Raw genomic sequence first — 16,762 nt, forward strand, 5'->3', positions numbered from 1 at the left:
GTTTCCCGGATTGCGCTCCGCTCCATCCGGGCTACGGGCCCCGCACTAGGGCCAGCCTTGTTTTCTTCAAATTGCGCCGCAATTGATGTATCCAGATAAGCCAATGGTCACGCTGTGACGGCACAACGCGCCTGGCCTTTCATTTGGAGATATTTCGATGTCGCTCGACTCGGACATCATCGTCGATCGCCGCAGGATCCGCCGCAAGCTGACGTTCTGGCGCGTCATGGCTGCGCTGATCGCGATCGCGGCGATTGCGAGCTTCGCGCTGATCGCGACACCTGGTGCGCGCGGCACGTTCGCATCCGCCGGCTCGATCGCGCGGGTCCAGATCGATGGCCTGATCCGCAGCGACTCTGAGCGCACACAGGCGCTGGAGCGGCTGGAGAATTCGCGGGCCGCCGCCGTCATCGTTCACATCAACTCGCCGGGCGGCACCACCGCCGGCTCCGAGCAACTCTACGATTCGCTGACGCGGCTGAAGGCCAAGAAGCCGCTCGTCGTCGTGGTCGAAGGCCTCGCCGCCTCCGGCGGCTACATCACCGCGATCGCGAGCGACCACATCATCGCCCAGCAGAGCTCGCTGGTCGGTTCGATCGGCGTGCTGTTCCAGTTTCCGAACGTGGCTGAGCTCCTGAAGACCATCGGTGTCAAGGTCGAAGAGGTCAAGTCCACGCCCCTGAAGGCTGCGCCCAACGGGTTTGAGCCGACCAGCCCCGAGGCACGGGCCGCGCTCGATGCGCTGGTGAAGGACTCCTACGCCTGGTTCAGGGGACTGGTGAAGGAACGGCGTGGCATGGATGACACGCAGCTGGAAAAAGTCGCGGATGGCCGCGTCTTCACCGGGCGCCAGGCGATCGATCTCAAGCTGATCGATCAGCTCGGCGACGAGAAGACGGCCGTGACCTGGCTCGAGGAGCAAAAGGGCGTCAAGAAGGGCCTCACCGTCCGCGATTACAGGCTCCAGCCCCGGTTTGGCGATCTGCCGTTCCTCAAGACGGCCGCCGCCGTGACGCTGGAAGCGCTTGGTTTAGGCTCGATTGCGCATCAGATCGGGCAAACCGGCGTGGCGCAGGCGGTCGACCGGTTCGGAATGGATGGAATGCTGGCGTTGTGGCAGCCGGCGACGTCAAATTGAGCGGGACCGGGCGAGCCCTCCGAGGCTTTTCCCGTCTGACGGGTATGGGTGCAGCCCGCTTTTTCGGCATTTGTCACGTATTTTCACGACGCTCAACCTTGATTTAGCGTCTTGACAGATCACGGTATTTTCACGGAAATGGTCATCCGCACGCTCCCGGGTCCTATCTCTCGATGATCAAATCCGAACTTGTTCAGCGTATCGCCGAGCACAACCCGCATCTGTACCAGCGGGATGTCGAGAACATTGTGAATGCGATTCTCGAAGAGATCGTAGCGGCTCTCGCGCGAGGTGATCGCGTCGAGTTGCGCGGCTTCGGTGCCTTCTCGGTGAAGCATCGCCCTGCGCGCGCTGGCCGCAATCCGCGCACCGGCGCTCATGTACCGGTCGACCAGAAGAGCGTTCCGTTCTTCAAGACCGGCAAGGAAATGCGCGAGCGGCTGAACCGCGACCATCCGGATCCCGGCGCGGCTGACTGAGGCCATCGTCACGGTTTTCTGTGGTCGCACGAGATGCGGCCGGAAGCTTGATTCAAGGCGAGCGAAGCGAGATGCGAAAGTTTCTGACCGCGCTGATCGTGATTCCGCTGGGCCTGATCCTGGCGACCTTCGCCGTCGCCAACCGCCATTTCGTCACGGTCTCCTTCGATCCCTTCATGGCGAACGACCCGGCATTGTCGATCACGCTGCCGCTGTTCCTGGTCCTGATCCTGGTGGCCGCGCTCGGTGTCCTGGCCGGCGGTTGCGCCGTCTGGTTCGGCCAGCGGCACTGGCGGCGCGCGGCGCGCCGGAATGATGCGGATGCACGCGCTGCCCGGGGCGAAGTGGCCGATCTGCGGGCCCAGATGGCCACAGCGAAGCCTGAGACCCAGCGTCTCCCCGCCCCCTCCGGGGTGGGCCTTTACGGGCCCATCGGGCGAGACAAGCAGCGCGCGACGTTGTAGAAGCGGCCGCAATCGAAAACCCTGTTTTCCGGCCGCGGTCCCGCGGCTTCTACTGCTTTGAGACCATGACCCTGCTCGTCAAAATCTGCGGCCTGTCCACGCGCGAGACGCTCGAAGTAGCGCTCGACGCGGGCGCCGACATGGTTGGGTTCGTGTTCTTTCCGCCGTCGCCGCGGCATCTGTCGCTGGAGGCGGGGGCGCGACCTCGGCCGCCAGGTGAAGCGGCGCGCGCTCAAGGTCGCGCTCACCGTCGATGCCGACGATGCCACGCTCGACAACATCATGGACGCGCTGTCGCCGGATGTTCTTCAGCTTCATGGCAAGGAGAGCATCGCGCGGCTACGCGACATCAAGCAGCGGTTCGGCCGTCCGGTGATGAAGGCGGTGCCGGTCGCAACCGCCGCCGATCTCGCCGTGCTGCCCGGCTATGCCGCGGTTGCTGACCGCATCCTGTTCGATGCGCGCGCGCCGAAGGACGCAACGCGGCCCGGCGGCTTGGGAGCGCCCTTCGACTGGCACCTGCTCGAAAATCTCGATCTGAAGCTGCCCTACATGGTCTCGGGCGGGCTTCACGCCGACAACGTTGCCGAGGCCCTCCGCGTCACCCGCGCCGGCGGCGTCGACGTGTCCTCCGGTGTCGAGAGCGCCTCCGGCGTCAAGGATCCCGAGATGATCAAGGCCTTTATTCGCGCCGCGCGCGCTAGCCAAGAGTTGAGCGTACGATGAACATCGCCAAACCCAATTCCTACCGCAGCGGTCCCGACGAGCGCGGCCATTTCGGCATCTTCGGCGGGCGGTTCGTCGCCGAAACCCTGATGCCGCTGATTCTCGATCTGGAGAAGGCCTACACCGCGGCCAAGGCCGATCCGGCGTTCCAGGCCGAGATGAACGGCTATCTCAAGAACTATGTCGGCCGGCCCTCGCCGCTCTATTTCGCCGAGCGTCTCACCGAGCATCTCGGCGGCGCCAAGATCTACCTCAAGCGCGAAGAGCTCAACCACACCGGTTCGCACAAGGTGAACAACGTGCTCGGCCAGATCATGCTGGCGCGGCGCATGGGCAAGAAGCGCATCATCGCCGAGACCGGCGCCGGCCAGCACGGTGTTGCCACCGCGACGCTATGCGCGCGCTTCGGTCTCGAATGCGTGGTCTATATGGGCGCCGTCGACGTCGAGCGGCAGCAGCCCAACGTCATCCGCATGGAGATGCTGGGCGCAAAGGTCTTTCCGGTGCAGTCGGGCACGCGCACGCTGAAGGACGCCATGAACGAGGCGCTGCGCGACTGGGTCACCAACGTGCACAACACATTCTATTGCATCGGCACGGTGGCGGGGCCGCATCCCTATCCGACGCTGGTACGCGACTTCCAGTCGATCATCGGCAACGAGACCAAGGCGCAGATGCAGGAGGTCGAAGGCCGCCTGCCGGATTCGCTGGTCGCCTGCATCGGTGGCGGCTCGAACGCGATGGGCCTGTTCCATCCCTTCCTCGACGACCCCTCGGTCGAGATTTTTGGTGTCGAAGCCGCGGGCCACGGGCTGACGCAGTTGCATGCGGCGTCGATCGTGGGTGGCCGTCCCGGCGTGTTGCACGGCAATCGCACCTATCTTTTGATGGACGCGGACGGCCAGATCCAGGACGCGCATTCGATCTCGGCCGGCCTCGATTATCCCGGCATCGGCCCCGAGCATTCCTGGCTGCACGAGGTCGGCCGCGTCAACTATCTCTCCGCGACCGATGACGAGGCGCTGGCCGCGTTCCAGCTGCTCTCAAAGCTCGAAGGCATCATTCCGGCGCTCGAGCCCGCGCATGCCATCGCCAAGGTGATGGAGCTCGCGCCGAAGCGGCCGAGGGATCACCTGATGGTCGTCAATCTCTCCGGCCGCGGCGACAAGGACGTCCCGCAGGTCGGCGACATCCTGAAGGGCAAGAGCAAGTGACCACGCGTATCGACACCCGTTTTGCCGAGCTGAAGAAAGCGGGCCGCTCGGCCTTCGTCACCTTCGTGATGGCCGGCGATCCCGATCCGGCGACGTCGCTCGAGATCATCAAGGCGCTGCCGAAGGCGGGCGCTGACGTGATCGAGCTCGGCATGCCGTTCACGGATCCGATGGCCGACGGTCCGTCGATCCAGGCGGCGGGCCTGCGCGCGCTCAAGGCCGGCATGACGCTGAAGAAGACGCTGGAGCTCGTGCGCGGCTTCCGCAAGGACGACGACGCGACGCCGATCGTGCTGATGGGCTACTACAACCCGATCTATATCTACGGCGTCGACAAGTTCCTGGCCGATGCGAAGGCCGCCGGCGTCGATGGCCTCATCATCGTCGATCTGCCGCCGGAAGAGGACGACGAGCTCTGCCTGCCCGCTATGAAGGCCGGCCTCAACTTCATTCGCCTGGCAACGCCAACGACCGACGACAAGCGCCTGCCGGCCGTGCTCGCCAACACCTCGGGCTTCGTCTACTACGTCGCCATCACCGGCATCACCGGTGCGGCGGCTGCTGACGCTACGGCGGTGAGTGAGGCGGTTACCCGCATCAAGCGGCACACCAAGCTGCCGGTCTGCGTCGGCTTCGGCATCCGCACGCCTGAGAACGCCCGCGCCATCGCTTCCCATGCCAACGGTGCCGTGGTCGGCACCGCGCTGGTCGATGCGCTCAAGAACAGCCTCGATGCGGAAGGGCGCGCCACCAGCAAGACCGTTAACGCCGTCGCGGAGTTGACGGCGTCCCTGGCGCAGGGCGTCCGGGGCGCGCAACAGGCGGCGGAATAGGCCATAATTCCGCTTCGAGGCGGACGACAGTGCGGCTTGCCGGGCAGAAGCCCGGCCGCCATATATCCCTTCAGGCGATCCCCAGGTGGGTTCGCACATCGGAGCAAACCATGAACTGGCTTACCAATGTGGTCCGGCCGAAGATCCGCAACATGCTGCGGCGGGAGACGCCGGAGAATCTTTGGATCAAATGCCCGGATTCCGGACAGCTCGTGTTCTACAAGGACGTCGAGGCCAACCAGTTCGTCATCCCCGGCTCGAACTACCACATGCGCATGGGCGCAGTGGCGCGTCTGAAGTCGATCTTCGACAACGAGACCTGGTTCGACGTTGCGCTGCCCGATGTCACACCCGACCCGCTCAAGTTCCGTGACGAGAAGAAGTACGTCGACCGCATCAAGGATGCGCGCGCGCGGACCAATCTGAACGATGCGGTCAAGGTCGGCTATGGCAAGCTCGAAGGCGCCGCCGTCGTCGTCGCCGTGCAGGATTTCGATTTCATGGGCGGCTCGCTCGGCATGGCCGCGGGTGAGGCCATCGTGCGCGGGTTGGAACTCGCGGTCGAGAAGAAGTCGCCGTTCATCGTGTTCGCCGCCAGCGGCGGCGCGCGCATGCAGGAAGGCATTTTGTCGCTGATGCAGATGCCGCGCACCACCGTCGCGGTGCAGATGCTGCGCGAGGCCAAGCAGCCCTACATCGTCGTGCTGACCAACCCGACCACCGGCGGCGTCACAGCGTCCTATGCGATGCTGGGCGACGTGCAGATCGCCGAGCCCGGCGCGCTGATCGGCTTTGCCGGCGCGCGCGTGATCGAGCAGACCATCCGCGAAAAACTCCCCGAAGGTTTCCAGCGTGCCGAGTATCTGAAAGAGCACGGCATGGTCGACATGGTCGTGCATCGCCACGAATTGCGGCCGACCCTGGCGCGGCTCTGCCGTCTCCTGACCAAGGCGCCTGCGCTGGAGAGCACATCGAAGCCGGCGCAGGCCGTTACGAGCCCGGCGCAGATCGTATCGGCTCCCGAGACGGCGCCGGCCGCGCCGCACGCGTGAACGCTTCCTCTGACAGCGCAAAGCCGCCGCTCGGCGAATTGATCGGGCGGCTGTCGGCCCTGCATCAGAAGCGCATCGATCTCGGGCTGGAGCGGATGCACCGTCTGCTTGCGCGGCTCGGTCATCCCGAGCGCAAGCTGCCGCCGGTGATCCACATCGCCGGCACCAACGGCAAGGGTTCGACGCTCGCTTATCTGCGCGCGACGCTGGAAGCCGCGGGCTTGCGCGTCCACGCCTACACCTCGCCCTATCTCGTCCGCATCAACGAATGTTTCCGGCTTGGCCGCGTCGGCGGCGGCGTGCTCGTCGGCGACGATGAGTTGCGCGCGGCGCTGGAAGAGGTCGAGCGGGTCAATGCTGGCGAGGCCGCGACCGTGTTCGAGCTGAAGACCGCCGCGGCGTTTCATCTGTTCGCACAGAACCCGGCCGATGTGGTGCTGCTCGAAGTCGGCCTCGGCGGCCGGCTCGATTCGACTAACGTGGTCGACGCGCCCGCAGCCTGCGTGATCACGCCGATCAGCATGGACCACATGGACTTCCTTGGGTCCACGCTGACGTCGATCGCCGGCGAGAAGGCGGCGATCATCAAGCGTGGCGTGCCCGTCGCTTGCGCCGAGCAGGCACCGGAGGCGATGGCCGTCATCGAGGCGCAGGCCAGGCGCATGCGCGCGCCGCTGTTTGCCGCGGGCGAAAGCTGGCACGTCAATGTCGAGCACGGGCGGCTCGTCTATTCCGACGAGCGCGGCCTGATGGATCTCACGGCACCGCGCCTGTTCGGCCGTCACCAATTCGACAATGCCGGTCTCGCGATCGCGACCCTTCGCGCAATCCCGGGTTTCAAGATCAATCAGGCGGCATTCGAGGCCGGTATCGTTGGCGCGGAATGGCCGGCGCGGATGCAGCGCATCACCACGGGCGAGCTGCTCTCCTGGGGACCGCAGGGGTCGGAAATCTGGCTCGATGGCGGGCACAATGCCGAAGGCGGGCGCGTTGCGGCGGCCGCGCTCGGCGATCTCGAGGAGCGGGTATCGCGGCCGCTGGTGGTGATCGCGGGCATGATGGCCAACAAGGACGCGGAAGGCTTTCTTGCGAACTTCGCGGGCCTCACCCGTCACATCATCGCGGTGCCAATTCCCGACACCGAGAACGCGATGCCGCTTGACCGGCTTGCGGACGCCGCGCGCAGCCTCGGCATGCGCGTCGAGCCGGCGCCCGGCATCGAGGCCGCGCTGCGCGCCTTGTCGCGGCTCGCCTACGAAGTGCCGCCGCGCATCCTGATCACCGGTTCGCTCTATCTCGCCGGCCACGTGCTGGGGCTCAACGGCACGCCTCCTGCATGAGGTTTCGTGTCCCGGACAAGCGCAGCGAAGCGGAGCGCAGAGCCGGGACCCAGAGGCCACATGGGCCCCGGCTCAGCAGCGCACCACTGACGTGTTGCGCTGCGTCCGGGGCACGAGAGCGAGGATGATAATGCGCTTTGCCGCGATTGCCGACGTTCATGGAAACTACCTCGCGCTGGAGGCGGTGCTCGCCGACATCCGTGCCCACGGCATCGGCGACATCGTCAATCTCGGCGACATGCTGAGCGGTCCACTCGATGCGCGCCGCACCATCGAGATCCTGATGAAGCTCGATGCCGTGCATGTGCTCGGCAATCACGACCGCTATCTGCTCGACCGTCCCCCGGAGAAGATGGGCTCATGGGACCGTCCCGCGCATGCGCAGCTGGATAGCTCGCAGCTCGACTGGCTGCGGTCGCAGCCGATGACGCTGGTGTTCCGCGATCAGGTCTTTCTCTGCCACGCGACGCCCAACAATGATGAGGTCTATTGGCTCGACACGGTGCACCCGGACGGCACGGTCGCGATGTCGCCGCTCGACCGGATCGAGCAGTTAGCGAAGAGCGTCGCGCAGTCGCTGATCCTCTGCGCCCACACGCATCTCGCCCGCGCGGTGCGCTTGCGCGACGGCCGGTTGATCGTCAATCCCGGCAGCGTCGGCTGCCCCGGTTATCGCGACGTGCATCCGTTCCCGCATGTCGTGGAGGCCGGCACGCCGCACGCGCGCTACGCGATCCTCGAACTGACGGATGGTGCGTGGCAGGCGACATTCCGCCACGTCCCTTATAATCACGAGGCGATGGCCGCGTTGGCACGCCGCAACAATCAGCCGGAGCTGGCAAACGCGCTCGCGACCGGGTGGATAAAGTAGACGTTTTCGTAGCCCGGATTGCGCTTCGCGAAATCCGGGCTACGGGAAAAACAAAACGGCCGGCATGACGCCGGCCGTTACACAACTCTCCACTCGCGACGCGAATCAAACCGCGGAGGTGATCCACTGCTGGAGCTTCGCCTTCGGCGCCGCGCCGACCTGACGGGAGGCCATCTCGCCGCCCTTGAAGATCATCAGGGTCGGGATCGACATCACGCCATACTTGGACGCGGTCTTCGGGCTCTCGTCGACGTTGAGCTTCACGATCTTGACCTTGTCGCCCATCGCGCCCGCGATCTCGTCGAGCGCGGGTGCGATCATGCGGCAGGGGCCGCACCACTCGGCCCAGAAATCGACGACCACGGGGCCGTTCGCCTTGAGCACTTCGGTTTCGAAATCGGCGTCAGAAACCTTGCTAACGGCCATTGGAGTACCTCACTCGGTTGAAAGAATCGGCGCGACCTGGAATCGCGCCCGGAATCATGGCCTCAACCTATGAACGGCTCCTTGCCGGGTCAAGGACGCTCACGCCGACATGAAGGGATGCCAGCGCCGCGTCCAGCGCGTGGGCTGAAATCTCCATGTATTCAAGGGCCTCGGTCCAGAGCAGGACGGCGCGGATCGGCTTTTGGGGATAAAGCCTCGATAGCACCGCCCGGTACAGCGCGAGCTGCCGGACGTAGGCGGCGGGCGCCTCGGCGGCGCTCCTGGGCGCCGTCTGGTTGGTCTTGAAATCGACGATCAGGACTTCATCCGGACGAACGACCAGCCGGTCGATCTGCCCGGATACCAGCGCCGGGGTGCGGCCCGGCCGCTCCAGCTTGCCGACGATGGCGACCTCCGCCCGGCTGCCGGCGGCGAAGACCGGCGCGAAACGCGGCTCGGCGATCAAGGCGAGCACCTTGTCGGCCAGCGCGGCGCGGTCGGCCTCCGTCCAGTCCGAGGCATTGCGCGCCATGAAGCCGATCGCGGCATCACGCCGGCGCTCGGCAGCGATGTCGGGCAGGGATTGCAGCAGCCGGTGCACCAGCGTGCCGCGTTGCAGTGCCAGCGCGCGCGACTGCACCGATTCGCCGGTCCGTACCGCACGGCCTTCCTCGGCAGACTGGCCGGACGGGCGGACAGGATCGTCGTCGATGGTTTCGCGCGGCGCCGGCACCCGCAGCCAGTCCGGCAACGCGATCGTCTGGTCCACGGCAATCGCGGGCGTGCCCAGCGCCGCGACATCCTCCGGCCGCGCGAACCGCGTCACCTTGCCGAGCGGCGTCTCGATCGTCTGCTTCTCGAGGCCCGAGCCGGTGAGCCCGGTGTCGATCAAATCGTACCAGCTCAGCTTGCGGACCGTCTTCATGTTGCCGGGCATGCAGCCGCCGACGATCAGCCGGTCGGCCGCGCGCGTCATCGCGACATAAAGAAGGCGGCGATACTCGTCCTCGGTCTCTTCGAGCATCGCCTTGCGCGCGTCGACGACCGGCTTTGGATCGTCGGCCTTGCGGCCGGCCCAGACCACGACCTCGCCGCCATTGCCGCGCGGCACGTGGATCAGCCGCAGCCGCTGCGAATCCGAAGGAGAGGACGTCGTGTCGACCATGAACACGACCGAGGCCTCCAGCCCCTTGGCGCCGTGCACGGTCATCACCCGCACCTCGTCGCGCGAGATTTCCATGTCGCGCTTCACCTCAGTGTCGGCCGAGCGCAGCCAGGCCATGAAGCCTTGCAGCGAGGCCGGCGCCTTGCGCTCATAATTCAGCGCGAGCTCCAAAAATTCGTCGAGCGCGTCATTGGCCTCGTGGCCAAGGCGGCGCAGGATACGCGCGCGCGCGCCGTCACCTCCAAGCAGCCAGGCGTAGAAAGCGAACGGCGTCTCCTCGCGCGCACGCGTCTCGCAGGCTTCCAGGCGCCGTAGCGCCGTGGTGAATTTCTCGCTTCGAGCCGCATGCTCGCCGAGCGCACGGCGCAGCGGTCCCTTGCGATCCCAGGCAAGCTGGAACAGATCGTCGTCATCGAGTCCGAACAGCGGGCTCTTCAGCGCGACGGCAAGCGCGAGATCGTCCTGCGGCAGCAGCAACGCATCGGCGAGGTTCATCAGATCGATGATCGCGATGTGCTCGGTGAGTTTCAGCCGGTCGGCGCCGGCCACCGGAACGTTGGCGTGCTTCAAGGCCTGGATCACGGCATCGAACGCATTGCCGCGCCGGCGCACCAGGATCAACATGTCGCCATAGCGTAGGGGACGCCGTTCGCCATCGTGCCCCGTCAGCGTGCCGCTCTCGACCAGCCGCTTGATCTCGGCCTGGATGCGGCGCGCGAGCTTGACCTCGGGGCTGGTGACGGCAACGCCGTCGAACGGCGCGCGCCAGCCCTCGATGTCCTGCCTGTCGTCGGCCTCGGCGAGGTCCCACAGCTCGATCACGCTCGGGCCGGCATCGCCGAGCGCATTGTGCAGGGGGTGGCCGATCTCGACCGAATGGATGCTCTTGTAGATCGTCGGCTCGCGAAAGACGTGGTCGACCGAGTGCAGGATCGTGGCGCCCGAGCGGAACGAATAGGTGAAGGCGACGGGATCGAATTTCAGTCCGGCGGCGGTGAACTTGCGGTGCAGCTCGCGCCGGCGCGCGTCGAATTCCCGGGGCTGCGCGCCCTGGAATGAAAAGATCGACTGCTTCTCGTCGCCGACCGCGAAGACCGTGCGGTTGAGCCCTTCGCGCGCGCCTTCGCCCGCCGTGAACTCCGAGATGATGTGCGCGACAATGTCCCATTGCCGCGGGCTGGTGTCCTGCGCCTCGTCGATCAGGACGTGATCGACGCCGCGGTCGAGCTTGTAATGCACCCAGCCCGAAGAGACGCGGTTCAGCATCGCCAGCGTCTTGTCGATCAAATCGTCGTAGTCGAGCAGCCCGCGCTCCTGCTTCTCGCGACGGTAATTCGCGGCAGCAGCGGTCGCGATATGCAGGAGCGCCGCAGTACGGTCGCGCACGGTCACTGCGCGGCGCTTCTCGATCAATCCGGCGAGGCGCTGCGCCTCGTTCTCGAACAGGCGCGCGACGGAGGGATTCTGCTCGCCGAACTTCTTGGTCAGCACCGCCTTGCGCGGCAACTTCTCGTCGGTGAGGAAGACGCTGAGATAGGCATCGACCTGGTCGCTGCCGGAAAACACCTTTGCCACGCGCAGGCGCTCCGCCTGGTCGTTGTCCGACTTGCTGCCGTCTTCCAGCGCAAAGGCGATGTCGTCCCAGCGTGATCGCGGCAGGAACGGACCATCGAGGATCTCGTTCTCGACGTCCTCGATGCGGTCGCTCGCATCCACGCCCAGCACCGCAGCCATCTGCGCAGCAGCCGCTTCCGCGTTGCCGGCCTCGTCGGTCCAGGCCATGAAATGGTCGCGGCTGAGGCAGGCTTCGCGCACCACTTCCTTGAAGGTGACATCGGCGGCGTTCGCCATCGCGGTCAGAAGCGCGCGGCCGGTGACGGTCTCCGGATCGCGCGCGGCGTCCAGCAGCACCTTCAGATTGGCGCGCTCCATCATGTCGGTCTGGTCGCGCTCGTCGATGACGGCGAAGCGCGCCGGCACGTTGGCCTCGAACGGAAATTGCTGAAGCAGGCGCGTGCACAGCGCGTGGATGGTCTGCACCTTCAGTCCGCCCGGCGTCTCCAGCGCGCAGGCGAACAGCTTTCGCGCCTCGCGGCACAACCGAGCATTCGGATGCGGAATGCCGACGGCAACAATAGCCTTTTTGAGCGCGTCATCATCCAGCGTCACCCAATGGCCGAGCGTGGTGAACACGCGCTCGGCCATGTTGGCGGCGGCCGCCTTGGTGAAGGTGATGCAGAGGATCTTTTCCGGCGGTACGCCCGACAGCAGCAGGCGGATCACGCGCTGCACCAGCACATGTGTCTTGCCGGAGCCAGCATTGGCCGACACGAAGGCCGACGCGGTCGGATCGGACGCGCGCGCTTGCCTCGCGCGTACCTCGTCAGGGATGGGACGCGGCGCCTTCACCATTCCTCGATCCCCAATCCGCCGGCTGCCGACCATTCCTTGATCCGGGCGAGGTCGTCATAGGCGCCGTAGCGGTTCGTCCACATCGGCAGGTTCAGCGATGTGTAGGGCTGATTCTCGTCCTCGAACGCGCGGATCAGCGCCTCCAGCTTGGCCCGCGCCTCGGCGGCAGCCGTGTCAGGCGGTTGCGCCTGGTCGCTTTGCTTGATCTTGAGATCGAGGATGCGTTCCTCGCCCGGCGGATTGTTGCCGCTCAGCCGCACATAGACGAGCTGACTCACGGACGCGCCGGCGTCGATGCCGGGAAAACCGCCCTCGCGCAGGATCGCCGCCTCCAGCGTGAGCTGCGGCGACAGGCCCATGCGGACCTGCTTGTCGCTCGGCGGCTGTCCGGTCTTGTAGTCGAGGATTGCATAGCCGCCGCCCACGCGCCGCTCGATGCGGTCGGCGCGCGCGGAGAGGCGGAAGCTGCGCTCATTGTCGAGCGTGATCGAGATTTCGCCATGCGTCTCGGCCGTGATCGCCTCGATCGCGCCGCGCCGTACCGTCTCCCATTCGCCAAACCAGCGCGCGATGCGCTGGAAGCGCGGCCACCACAGCGCCCGCGCTTCGGGACGCTCCATCAGCGGTGCAAAGTACTTTTCGCCGATCGCGCGCAGCACGCGGGCGGGGTTGTCGGGCAGATGCGCGGCATAGGTTTCGGTGAACTCGCCGAGCGCATCGTGGATCGCCGAGCCGCGGTCGGCGGCCGACAGCGGCATGTCGACGGGATCGAGCGCATCGAGCCGCAGGATATGCTTCGCGTAGATCGTGTAGGGATCGCGCAGCCAGTCCTCGATTGCCGTGACCGACATTTTCAGCGGCCGCGTCGCGCGCGGCGGCCGCGGCTCGGGCTGCTTGATCGGCCTGACCTCGTCGGGCTGGTCCAGCGCGCCTGCGAATTGCACGTACTTTTCCCCGGCACTCTTTGCGGCCTTCCAGAGATCGTCGCCCGCAACCGCCTCTAACCGGTGCAGGAAGCGCGAGGCCACAGCCGGCGCGCCGCCGGCCTTGGCGGCGTGGGTGAGGATCACCTCATTGGCGCCGAGCAGCTGCGCGAAGTCGTGCGCGGAGAGGCCGATGCGCCGCTCCGGCAGATCGAGGCCGAGCTCGTGCCGCATCGGCCGGCTGAGCCAGGGATCGATGCGGGGTGCCGGTGGCCAGACGCCTTCGATCAGCCCGCCGACGATGATTCGGTCGGCCTGCATCAGGCGCGATTCCAGCGGGCCGTAGATCTGCAGGCGCGCGCCCGGTCTGTCGCGCCGGCGCACCGCGCGGTCGCCGAACGCGGTCTGGAAGACGTCGGAGTAGTCCGGCAGCGGCACCATCAATCCGCTGGTCGTGCCGCCGCGCAGGAGATCGTCGAAGGCGCTAGCGAGCGCGAGGCCCTCGCGTTCCTCGAAGGCGAGCGGGATACCCTGCTCGTCGCGCGACAGCTCGATCAGGATCTCGCGGTGCCGGTGCGCCAGCTCGGCGAAGTCATACGGTTTCGATGACGCAAGGCTCTCGATCGGCGCCAATGCCTTTCGCAAGGCATCGATCAGTGCCTGGATGCGATCGATATCCTCGGCCTTCAGACGGGCGCGCGGCTCGGCGCGATGCAGCGCGGAGACCTCGCTGCGCCACAGTTTTGCCAGCTCCTCGCGAAAGCGGTTGAATTCGCGCAAGAGACCGCCCGTACCCGCAGGCGGACGGGTGCCGCGCAAGACTGCGAGCTCCAACCCCTCGATCGCCGCTTTCCAGGCCCCCGGCGCACGGCCGAGCCGGCACAGCGGATGTTTCAGCATCGCCAGCAGCGTCGGCGGCTCCAATCCCTTGGTCGCCGCCTCCACCGTGAGCCGCGCGAAAACGCCGGCCGATGTTTCCATCAGGACGTCGCCACCGGAATCGTCGAAGGCGAGATCCCATCGGGTGAGCGCAGCCATCACCCGCCGCGCCAGCGCGCGGTCCGGCGTCACCAGCGCCGCCGATTTGTCGAGATGCCGCGCCTCGCGCATTGCGATCGCGATTGCCAGCGCTTCCATCTCGGGATTGGGAGCTTCGACGACCGCGAGATTCGTCATGCCGCCGGCGATCTTCGCGGCGACATCCGGCTGCTTCAGCCGGTCGTACCAAATCTCGGTCTTGGCGGACGGCCGCATCGATTCCGATGCGAGGAGGTCGCGGCCGCCTTGCGCCGGCGGCTGGAGGATGTCGACATCGCTGCGCTTGATGCCGAAGCGCTGCAGCAGTGCGTGCAGGGCATATTGCGGATGGTTCGATGCCGGATGCTCCGCGAATTTGCCCAGCGCATCGCGCACGCCGCCGATGGTCCGCCAGGCGTCGTCGTCGAGATCGGTGTCGAGGCCCGGCAGCACCACGGCGCCATGCGGCAGCGAGGCGACCGCATGCAGGAATTTTGCGGTGGCCGGCATCGAGCCGGTCGAGCCGGCTGCGATCACGGGGCCATGGGGATGTGCGGTCAGCCGCCTGGCTTCCGCCGCGATCAGGAGATCGCGCCGCGCCGCCGGCTCGATCCGGTTGATCTCGGCGAGATGATTGGGCCATGCGATGCGCGCGATGCGCAGGAATTCGAGCGAGTGCTGCCAGTATCGATCGAGCTGGTCCGGCACGAGACCATCGAGCGCGCTCCAGTCGACACCGCGCGTGACCATGTCGTCGATCAGACGGGCGAGATCGGAAGCCAATGCAAGCGTCGAGGCGGGACCGCCGACCACCAGCGGCGCCAGCACCGGGCCTTTGGCCCAGGCGGCGACGAGCTGCGCCAGTGTCAGCCGCCGTTCGAGCTCGCCGAGCCGCGGCGGAATGTCGAGCGGGGCGGCGGTCGAAAACTGCTCGGCCTCGTCGGCGAAAGCGAGCTCATCCTCGTCGATGTCGCCGAGCGCGACGATGCGCGGCAGCACCACCGCATCCGCCTTCATCTCGTCGAGGAAGATCTCGCGCACGACGCGCATGGCGCGCCGGGTCGGCAGATAGAGCGTGGCATCGGCAAGCCGAGCCGGCTCCTTCCGCGCCGCGAACCCTTCGACCAGCCGGCCGTCGAGCAGGGCCGAGACGACCGTGCGCAGGAATGGAACTGAGACTGGAACGCTGAAAACGCGCATCGGCTGCCTGATTCGGGGATCAGGCCAATATAGGCAGACGGACCCGAATGGTCATCGGTGCCGTCGAGGTCTTCCCCGCTGTTCGCCGGGACTTCGCTGCTCTCGCGCCCCGGACGCGGGGCGGCATGAAATGACGCGCCGCTGAGCCGGGGCCCATTTTGCGTCATTGTGGGTGTGTGGTCCCGGCTCAGCAGTGCATCGTCGTAAGCGCGTTTACGCGCGTCTTCAACGCGCTATTGCGCTGCACTGCGTCCGGGACACGAGCGGGGCAGTTTACGCCACGCTCTCCAGGAACGCCTCTTCCGCCGCGTGCACGGCGTCGGGCGTGCCGACATGCATCCAGACCCCGTCGAGGCGCAGGCCGAACAGCCGCTCCTGCTCGTTGGCGCGGTCGAACATCTTGGTCAGCGAGAACTCGCCCTTCGGCGCGTCGGCGAAGATCGACGGCGACATGATGGCCGCGCCCGCATAGACGAACGGAACGACCTCTTTTTCCTTGCGCTTGCGCAGGGCGCCGTCGGGCATCATGCCGTAATCGCCGCGGCCGCCATAGCCGATGCTGGTCGCGGTCGGCGCCATCAGCAGCAGGATGTCCATGCGCTCGGGATCGAAGTTTTCGGCAAGGCGCGCCAGGTTGGAGCGGACGCCGTCGATCCACAGCGTATCAGAGTTGACGTGGAAGAACGGTGCGTTGCCGAGCAGCGGCAGCGCCTTGACCACGCCGCCGCCAGTGCCGAGCACCTGATCGCGCTCGTCCGAAATGGTCACGCGCGGAAGCTGGCGCGATGCGACGTGATTGATGATCTGGTCCGGCAGGTAGTGCACGTTGACCACTGCCTCGGTCACGCCGGCCTGACCGAGCTTGTCGAGCACGTGGTCGAGCAGCGGCTGGCCCGCCACCGGCACCATCGGTTTCGGCATCTTGTCCGTCAATGGACGCATGCGCAGGCCAAATCCTGCGGCGAGCACCATGGCTTTGGTCGGTTTGACGGACATCCTTTGCTTTCTCAGACTCGTCCTCGGACTCTTGGAGTTCCGCGTTCGCAGCAAGCCTAGCACGGACCTCATTCGGCCGCACCGCACCTCAACCGCCTTAACCAGCCGCTGTGACGGTTGTACGACGAGTGTTGCCGTTACGCTCCAATGGATGTGGAACGCGCCTTTTTCTTCTTGTCGCCGGGCTTGAGGAAATTGACGCCGATCTGGTCGCCATTGACCCAAGCGAGCTCGCAGCGCCGGTACGCAAGTCCGGTGGACGAGAGCAGGAGAAAAAACTCTTTCAGATGGAGCCCTTCCACCGAACCGTCGATGGTCAGCTTGGCGCCGACCTCGGAGACGTCCTCCATGGTGCAGTCGCGCCGCCAGGTGCCGTCGATCCCCATCATCTGGGCCGGAATCCCGCGTTCGAAAACAACCCGGCTGCTGCCGCGGTGGTCCGTCCTTACCGCCATCTGCCCTTGCTCCAGCCTCGTAATCATTCGGCTGCCTGAGGGGCGATGATA

General features: G+C 66.2%; 13 protein-coding genes and 1 pseudogene. 9 read left to right on the top strand and 5 right to left on the bottom strand.

The annotated features are described in order from the left end of the window. The first annotated feature begins 157 nt into the window (after positions 1-157). The 9 genes and pseudogenes from sppA (at position 158) to AC630_RS29045 (ending at position 8,117) form a co-directional block, all read left to right on the top strand. Positions 158-1,138: a signal peptide peptidase SppA gene (gene sppA / locus AC630_RS29005; RefSeq protein ID WP_074121869.1), complete on the top strand. Its 981-nt coding sequence runs from the start codon at positions 158-160 to the stop codon at positions 1,136-1,138. Positions 1,139-1,311: 173 nt separating this feature from the next. Next, a complete protein-coding gene (locus tag AC630_RS29010; protein ID WP_008539997.1) occupies positions 1,312-1,617 on the top strand; it encodes an integration host factor subunit beta in 306 nt (101 codons plus the stop codon). Between the two features lie 71 nt (positions 1,618-1,688). Beyond that, on the top strand, positions 1,689-2,081 hold the full coding sequence (locus tag AC630_RS29015) for a LapA family protein (protein WP_074121870.1): 393 nt from the start codon (positions 1,689-1,691) through the stop codon (positions 2,079-2,081). 65 nt (positions 2,082-2,146) lie between these two features. After that, positions 2,147-2,807: pseudogene (locus tag AC630_RS29020) on the top strand (phosphoribosylanthranilate isomerase). After that, positions 2,804-4,021: a tryptophan synthase subunit beta gene (gene trpB, locus AC630_RS29025; RefSeq protein ID WP_074121871.1), complete on the top strand. Its 1,218-nt coding sequence runs from the start codon at positions 2,804-2,806 to the stop codon at positions 4,019-4,021. The pseudogene AC630_RS29020 and the gene trpB overlap by 4 nt, the downstream one beginning before the upstream one ends. Then, positions 4,018-4,854 carry a tryptophan synthase subunit alpha gene (gene trpA / locus AC630_RS29030; protein ID WP_074121872.1) on the top strand — a complete coding sequence of 279 codons (837 nt, stop codon included), beginning with the start codon at positions 4,018-4,020 and terminating at the stop codon, positions 4,852-4,854. The genes trpB and trpA overlap by 4 nt, the downstream gene beginning before the upstream one ends. Before the next feature lie 110 nt (positions 4,855-4,964). Then, the gene (gene accD / locus AC630_RS29035; RefSeq protein WP_074121873.1) at positions 4,965-5,906 is read left to right on the top strand and encodes an acetyl-CoA carboxylase, carboxyltransferase subunit beta; all 942 of its coding nucleotides are present in this window, start codon (positions 4,965-4,967) and stop codon (positions 5,904-5,906) included. Continuing rightward, positions 5,903-7,246, top strand: coding sequence for a bifunctional folylpolyglutamate synthase/dihydrofolate synthase (locus tag AC630_RS29040; RefSeq protein WP_074121874.1), 1,344 nt, complete (start codon positions 5,903-5,905; stop codon positions 7,244-7,246). The genes accD and AC630_RS29040 overlap by 4 nt, the downstream gene beginning before the upstream one ends. Positions 7,247-7,376: 130 nt before the next feature. Next, complete coding sequence (locus AC630_RS29045; protein ID WP_074121875.1) at positions 7,377-8,117, top strand: metallophosphoesterase family protein; 741 nt, start codon at positions 7,377-7,379, stop codon at positions 8,115-8,117. Positions 8,118-8,222: 105 nt separating this feature from the next. Here the strand turns inward: AC630_RS29045 and trxA are convergent, their stop codons facing one another. From trxA to AC630_RS29070, 5 genes are all read right to left on the bottom strand, one after another. Next, the gene (gene trxA, locus AC630_RS29050; protein ID WP_074121876.1) at positions 8,223-8,543 is read right to left on the bottom strand and encodes a thioredoxin; all 321 of its coding nucleotides are present in this window, start codon (positions 8,541-8,543) and stop codon (positions 8,223-8,225) included. Between the two features lie 67 nt (positions 8,544-8,610). After that, positions 8,611-12,120: a double-strand break repair helicase AddA gene (gene addA / locus AC630_RS29055; protein WP_074121877.1), complete on the bottom strand. Its 3,510-nt coding sequence runs from the start codon at positions 12,118-12,120 to the stop codon at positions 8,611-8,613. Further along, positions 12,114-15,260, bottom strand: coding sequence for a double-strand break repair protein AddB (gene addB / locus AC630_RS29060; protein WP_074121878.1), 3,147 nt, complete (start codon positions 15,258-15,260; stop codon positions 12,114-12,116). Before addB ends, addA begins: the two co-directional genes overlap by 7 nt. A gap of 273 nt (positions 15,261-15,533) precedes the next feature. Next, entirely contained in the window at positions 15,534-16,256 is a 723-nt protein-coding gene (locus AC630_RS29065) for a nucleotidyltransferase family protein (protein ID WP_074121879.1), read from the bottom strand. A 137-nt stretch (positions 16,257-16,393) separates the two neighbouring features. Continuing rightward, positions 16,394-16,711: a PilZ domain-containing protein gene (locus AC630_RS29070; RefSeq protein WP_074121880.1), complete on the bottom strand. Its 318-nt coding sequence runs from the start codon at positions 16,709-16,711 to the stop codon at positions 16,394-16,396. Positions 16,712-16,762 lie beyond the last annotated feature (51 nt).

Source organism: Bradyrhizobium sp. AS23.2 (genome assembly GCF_001908185.1).
Classification (GTDB): Bacteria; Pseudomonadota; Alphaproteobacteria; order Rhizobiales; family Xanthobacteraceae; genus Bradyrhizobium.